4 protein-coding genes and 2 pseudogenes are annotated in these 4,829 nt (G+C 71.3%); 3 read left to right on the top strand and 3 right to left on the bottom strand.

Going from position 1 to position 4,829, the window contains the following annotated elements; all coding sequences use genetic code 11:
- The 3 genes and pseudogenes from AC1D01_RS21025 to AC1D01_RS21015 form a co-directional block, all read left to right on the top strand.
- Positions 1-344 (top strand): annotated as a pseudogene (locus AC1D01_RS21025) (tannase/feruloyl esterase family alpha/beta hydrolase); the annotation flags it as partial.
- 2 nt (positions 345-346) lie between these two features.
- Positions 347-1,684 carry an alpha/beta hydrolase family protein gene (locus AC1D01_RS21020; protein ID WP_477869703.1) on the top strand — a complete coding sequence of 446 codons (1,338 nt, stop codon included), beginning with the start codon at positions 347-349 and terminating at the stop codon, positions 1,682-1,684.
- A 71-nt stretch (positions 1,685-1,755) separates the two neighbouring features.
- Positions 1,756-2,754 (top strand): DMT family transporter, encoded by a 999-nt coding sequence (locus AC1D01_RS21015; protein ID WP_477869705.1) that lies wholly within the window; start codon positions 1,756-1,758, stop codon positions 2,752-2,754.
- A 201-nt stretch (positions 2,755-2,955) separates the two neighbouring features.
- Here AC1D01_RS21015 and AC1D01_RS21010 read toward each other — a convergent pair whose 3' ends face one another.
- From AC1D01_RS21010 to glcE, 3 genes and pseudogenes are all read right to left on the bottom strand, one after another.
- On the bottom strand, positions 2,956-3,159 hold the full coding sequence (locus tag AC1D01_RS21010) for a CsbD family protein (protein ID WP_477869701.1): 204 nt from the start codon (positions 3,157-3,159) through the stop codon (positions 2,956-2,958).
- Between the two features lie 126 nt (positions 3,160-3,285).
- Positions 3,286-4,533, bottom strand: a complete 1,248-nt coding sequence (gene glcF, locus AC1D01_RS21005) for a glycolate oxidase subunit GlcF (RefSeq protein ID WP_477869699.1) — start codon at positions 4,531-4,533, stop codon at positions 3,286-3,288.
- 3 nt (positions 4,534-4,536) lie between these two features.
- Positions 4,537-4,829, bottom strand: a pseudogene (gene glcE, locus AC1D01_RS21000) (glycolate oxidase subunit GlcE); the annotation flags it as partial.

The following is a 4,829-nucleotide window of genomic DNA, read 5'->3' as shown; positions in this document are numbered from 1 at the left end:
TGTTCGGCCAGGTCGGTGCGACCACGGTGCCGCTGTTCCTGGTACGTGACCCGTCCGGCGCGCACGGCCTGCGCTTGTATGCGCCGCAGACGCCGCTGGCCGCCGGCAGCGCCGACGGGCACTTCGCGCTCGCCGCGAGCGATGGCAGCCAGGTCGCTGCGGTGGTGTCGGGCACCAGCCTCACGCTGGGCGCCAGCACCGGCACGCTGGCCTACGACGCGCCGGTGCTGGGTGTCGCGCAGAGCAGCGGTGCCGCCGCGGGCAATTTCGTGTTCAATGCCGGCGTGCTGGGCTATGTGTCGTCCGGCGCCGGCGCGGTCTACCAACTCGGGATCAGGAACTGACGATGAAGCACGCCTCGGGACTCTGGCGGGCCTGGGCCCTCGCCGCTTGGCTGGCCGCGATGCTGCCCGTCGTGCATGCCGAGAAGGCCGACCCGAGGGCCGAGCCGCAGGCGGCGCCCTGTCCCGAAGGCGTGGCGGCCGACGCACGCTGCTACAACGGTCGCGATGCGGAGGGCGCGCTGTACTGGATCGCGATGCCCGCCGACTGGAACAAGGTGCTGGTGGTGCATGCGCACGGCGGGCCGGAGGTCGGCGCGCCATCGCTCGCGCGCAGCGCCGAAGACCTGCAGCGCTGGGCCGTGATGGTGAAGGCCGGCTATGCCTGGGCCGGCTCCAGCTACCGGCGCGGCGGCTACGGCGTCACGATGGCCGCCGAAGACACCGAGCGGCTGCGCCAGCTGTTCATCGAGCGCTTCGGCAAACCGCGCCGCACCGTGCTGCACGGGCAGAGCTACGGCGCCGGCGTGGCCGCGAAGGCGGCCGAGCTCTACGGTCCCCCCGCCTACGACGGCGTGCTGCTCACCAGCGGCGTGCTGGGCGGCGGCAACAACGCCTACGATTTCCGGCTCGACCTGCGCGTGGTCTACCAGCAGGTCTGCCACAACCACCCGAAGCCCGACGAAGCGGCCTACCCGCTGTGGCAGGGCCTGCCGCTCGATTCGAAGCTGACGCGCGCCGAACTGGCCGAGCGCGTCAAGGAATGCACCGGCGTCGGGCTGCCGGCCGCGCAGCGCTCGCCGGAGCAGGCGGCGCGGCTGCACGCCATCCTGTCGGTGGTGCACATTCCCGAGCGCAGCCTGCTCGGCCACCTGCAGTGGGGCACCTGGCTGTTCCAGGACCTGACGCAGAAGCGCCTGGGCACCCGCAACCCGTTCGGCAACGCGAAGGTCGCCTACAGCGGCTCGGCCGACGATGCCGCGCTCAACAAGCAGGTGCTGCGCTACGCCGCCGACCCGCAGGCAGTGGCGGCGCTCGCGGCCGACAGCCGCCCCACCGGCCGGCTGAAGCTGCCGGTGCTGACGCTGCATGCCATCCACGACCCGACCGCCTTCGTCGAGCTGGAGAGTGCGTACCGCGAGATCGTCGAGGCGGCCGGCGCGTCGTCGTGGCTGGTGCAGACCTTCAGCGACGAGGCCGACCACAGCTACCTGGGCGATCCGGAGTACCCGGCGCTGCTGACGGCGCTGCTGCGCTGGGTCGACGACGGCGAGCGGCCGACGCCCGAAGGTGTCGCAAAGCTGTGCACGGCCCACGAGGCGCGCTTCGGCAGTGGCTGCAAGTTCCGGCCGGCGTACCGCCCCGCGCCGCTGTCGTCGCGCGTGCCGGCACGGGCTCCCTGAAGGCCGACGGCAATCTCGTACAAGACCGCCGGCCGCCGAGGCGCGACACTGCGCCGATGACGTCTCCCGCCCTGCTCACCGGAACCCTGTTCGCCCTCGCCGCCGGCCTGATGTGGGGCCTGGTGTTCGTCGGCCCGTTGATGCTGCCGGAGTACCCGGCCGCGCTGCAGTCGTTCGGCCGCTACCTGGCCTTCGGGTTGATCGCGCTGCCGCTCGGCTGGCTCGACCGGGCGCGGCTGTCGCAACTGACCCGCGCCGACTGGATCGAGGCGCTGAAGCTCGCGGCGATCGGCAACGTCGTCTACTACCTGTTCCTCGCGAGCGCGATCCAGCGTGCCGGCGGGCCGCTGCCGACGATGATCATCGGCACGCTGCCGGTCGTCATCGCGATCTGCGCCAACCTGCGCGATCGTCGTGGACAGGGGGTCGGCGGCGAGCCGATCGCCTGGGTGCGGCTGCTGCCGTCGCTGCTGCTGATCGGTGCCGGCATCGGGCTCGTCAACCACGTCGAGATCGGGCACCTGCGCGCCGATCCGCAGGCGGACCTGGCCCGCTATGCGTGGGGGGCGGTGCTGGCGGTCGGTGCCGTCGTCTGCTGGACCTGGTACCCGCTGCGCAATGCCGACTGGCTGCGCGCCCACCCCGACCGCAGCCCGCGCAGCTGGGCGACGGCACAAGGCCTCGCGACGCTGCCGCTTGCGGTGGTCGGGTATGCAGTCACGTGGGTGTGGATGGCGCTGCAGGGGGATGCCGCAGGCGGGGGTTTCGCGATGCCCTTCGGCCCGCGCCCCGGCGATTTCATCGCGCTGATGTTCGCGATCGGCCTGTTCGCCTCATGGCTCGGTACGCTGTGCTGGAACGAGGCCAGCCAGCGCCTGCCAACGGCCCTGGCAGGCCAGCTGATCGTGTTCGAGACGCTGTCGGCGCTGGCCTATGCCTTCGTGCTGCGCCGCAGCTGGCCTCAGGCCGAGACCTTGGCCGGCGTGGCTTTGCTGGTGGCCGGCGTGCTGTGGGCGCTGCGCAGCAAGGCGGCGACGCCGGTCGAGCTGACCTCGGAACTGCATCCCTGAGGGTGCTCCTCGGGCGATTCATCGTTCGCGGCATCGGTGACGACGTGCGACGGCACGGTGGCGACCGGGCGGCGGTTGCGGTACCAGGCGCTGACGCGCTGGGCGGCTTGCAGGGTTTCGATGTTCATGATGAAGCGGCAATGAAGTTGAAACAGCCCGGTCGCGCCATGCGCGGCCCGGGCCGGAAGCGGTAGCTCGCGATCACTCGTCGATGCGCTTGCCGATGTCCTTCGCGACATCGGCGACCTTCTTCTTCGCATCGCCGTAGGCGGCTTGCGACTTGCCGGCCACCTGGTCGGCGRCCCCTTCGCTGCGCAGGCGGTCATTGCCGACCACCTTGCCGGTGGTTTCCTTGATCTTGCCCTTGACGTCTTCGACGCGGCCCTTGACCTGGTCCTTGTTCATGGCGATCTCCTTGTTCAAGGCAGCGCGGTGTGCGCTGCGGTGAACACAGTGTCGGCGTCGCTTCGGGGCAGGTCTGTCGGACGTGGCCGCGTTCGATGTCGGACAAATCCGTCTGTTTTCGTGGGGTCAGGCGGCCAGCGCCTCGTCGAGCACCTCGATCCAGTGGCGTACCGGGATCGCGGTGCCGCTCTGCAGGTGCTGGATGCAGCCCACGTTGGCAGAAATGATGGCCTGCGGCTGCAGCGCGTCGAGGTGGCCGAGCTTGCGGTCGCGCAGCTGGTACGCGAGCTCCGGCTGCAGCACCGAGTAGGTGCCGGCCGAGCCGCAGCACAGGTGGCTTTCGCTGGCCGCGACGCGCACCTCGAAGCCGAGCGTTGTCAGATGGGTCTCGACACCGCCGCGCAGCTGCTGGCCATGCTGCAGCGTGCATGGTGGGTGGAAGGCGAGCGAGCGCGGCCCGGTCTTGCCGTCCCGCAGTTTCAGGCGCGGCTTCAGCCGCGGCACCAGCTCCGGCAGCAGCTCGCTGAGGTCGCAGGTCAGCTCGGCGATGCGCTGTGCCTTCTCGGCATAGGCCGGGTCGCGGGCCAGCGCATGGCCGTAGTCCTTCACGGTGACGCCGCAGCCGGACGCGTTCATCACGATCGCCTCGACCTGGTCCGACAGCACCAACGGCCACCAGGCGTCGATGTTGCGGCGCATGTCATCGAGCCCGCCGTCGATGTCGCCCAGGTGGGTGCGGATCGCGCCGCAGCAGCCGGCCTCGTCGGCCACCACCGTCTGGATGCCGGCCGCGTCGAGCACGCGCGCGGTCGCGCTGTTGATGTTGGGCGCCATCGCCGGTTGCACGCAGCCCATCAGCAGCAGCATCTTGCGCGGGTGCTGGCGCGTCGGCCAGCGGTGCGCCGCCGCGCCGGCGCGTGGCGGCACCTTGTCGCGCAGCGTGGCCGGCAGCAGCGGCCGCACGGCCTGGCCGAGCTTCAGCGCCGGCGCGAACAGCGGCGAGGTCAGCCCCTCCTTCAGCAGCCAGCGCACCGTGCGTTCGCCGCGCGGCCGCTCGACGCGCGCATCGACCAGCTTGCGGCCGATGTCGAGCAGCGCGCCGTACTGCACGCCCGATGGGCAGGTGCTCTCGCAGTTGCGGCAGGTCAGGCAGCGGTCCAGGTGCTGCTGCGTGCTGCGCGTGACCGGCTCGCCCTCGAGCACCTGCTTCATCAGGTAGATGCGCCCGCGCGGGCCGTCGAGCTCGTCGCCGAGCAGCTGGTAGGTCGGGCAGGTGGCGGTGCAGAAGCCGCAGTGCACGCACTTGCGCAGGATCGCCTCGGCGGCGTCGCCGTCGGGCGTTCCCTTGAACTCGGAGGACAGCCTGGTTTGCATCGATCAGAGGTCCGGGTAGAGGCGGCCGGGATTGAACACGCCCTGCGGGTCGAAGGATTTCTTCAGCTCGCGGTGGATGCGGTCGAGCGGCGCGCGCAGCGGCGCGAACGCGCCGGCCGACTTGTCGTTCGACATGAACAGCGTCGCATGCCCGCCGGCCAGCGTCGCCGCGTCGCGCACCAGCGCCGCCGGCAACGCGGTGCACAGCCAGCGCTGCGCGCCGCCCCATTCGATCAGCTGCTCGCCCGACACCGCCAGCGGCGGCGCCGTCGGCGGCACCGAGAGCCGCCACAGCG

Source organism: Rhizobacter sp. P3_B12, from assembly GCF_056402895.1.
The sequence above is the reverse complement of the archived record's forward strand: the minus strand, read 5'-3'. Positions and strand labels throughout refer to the sequence as shown.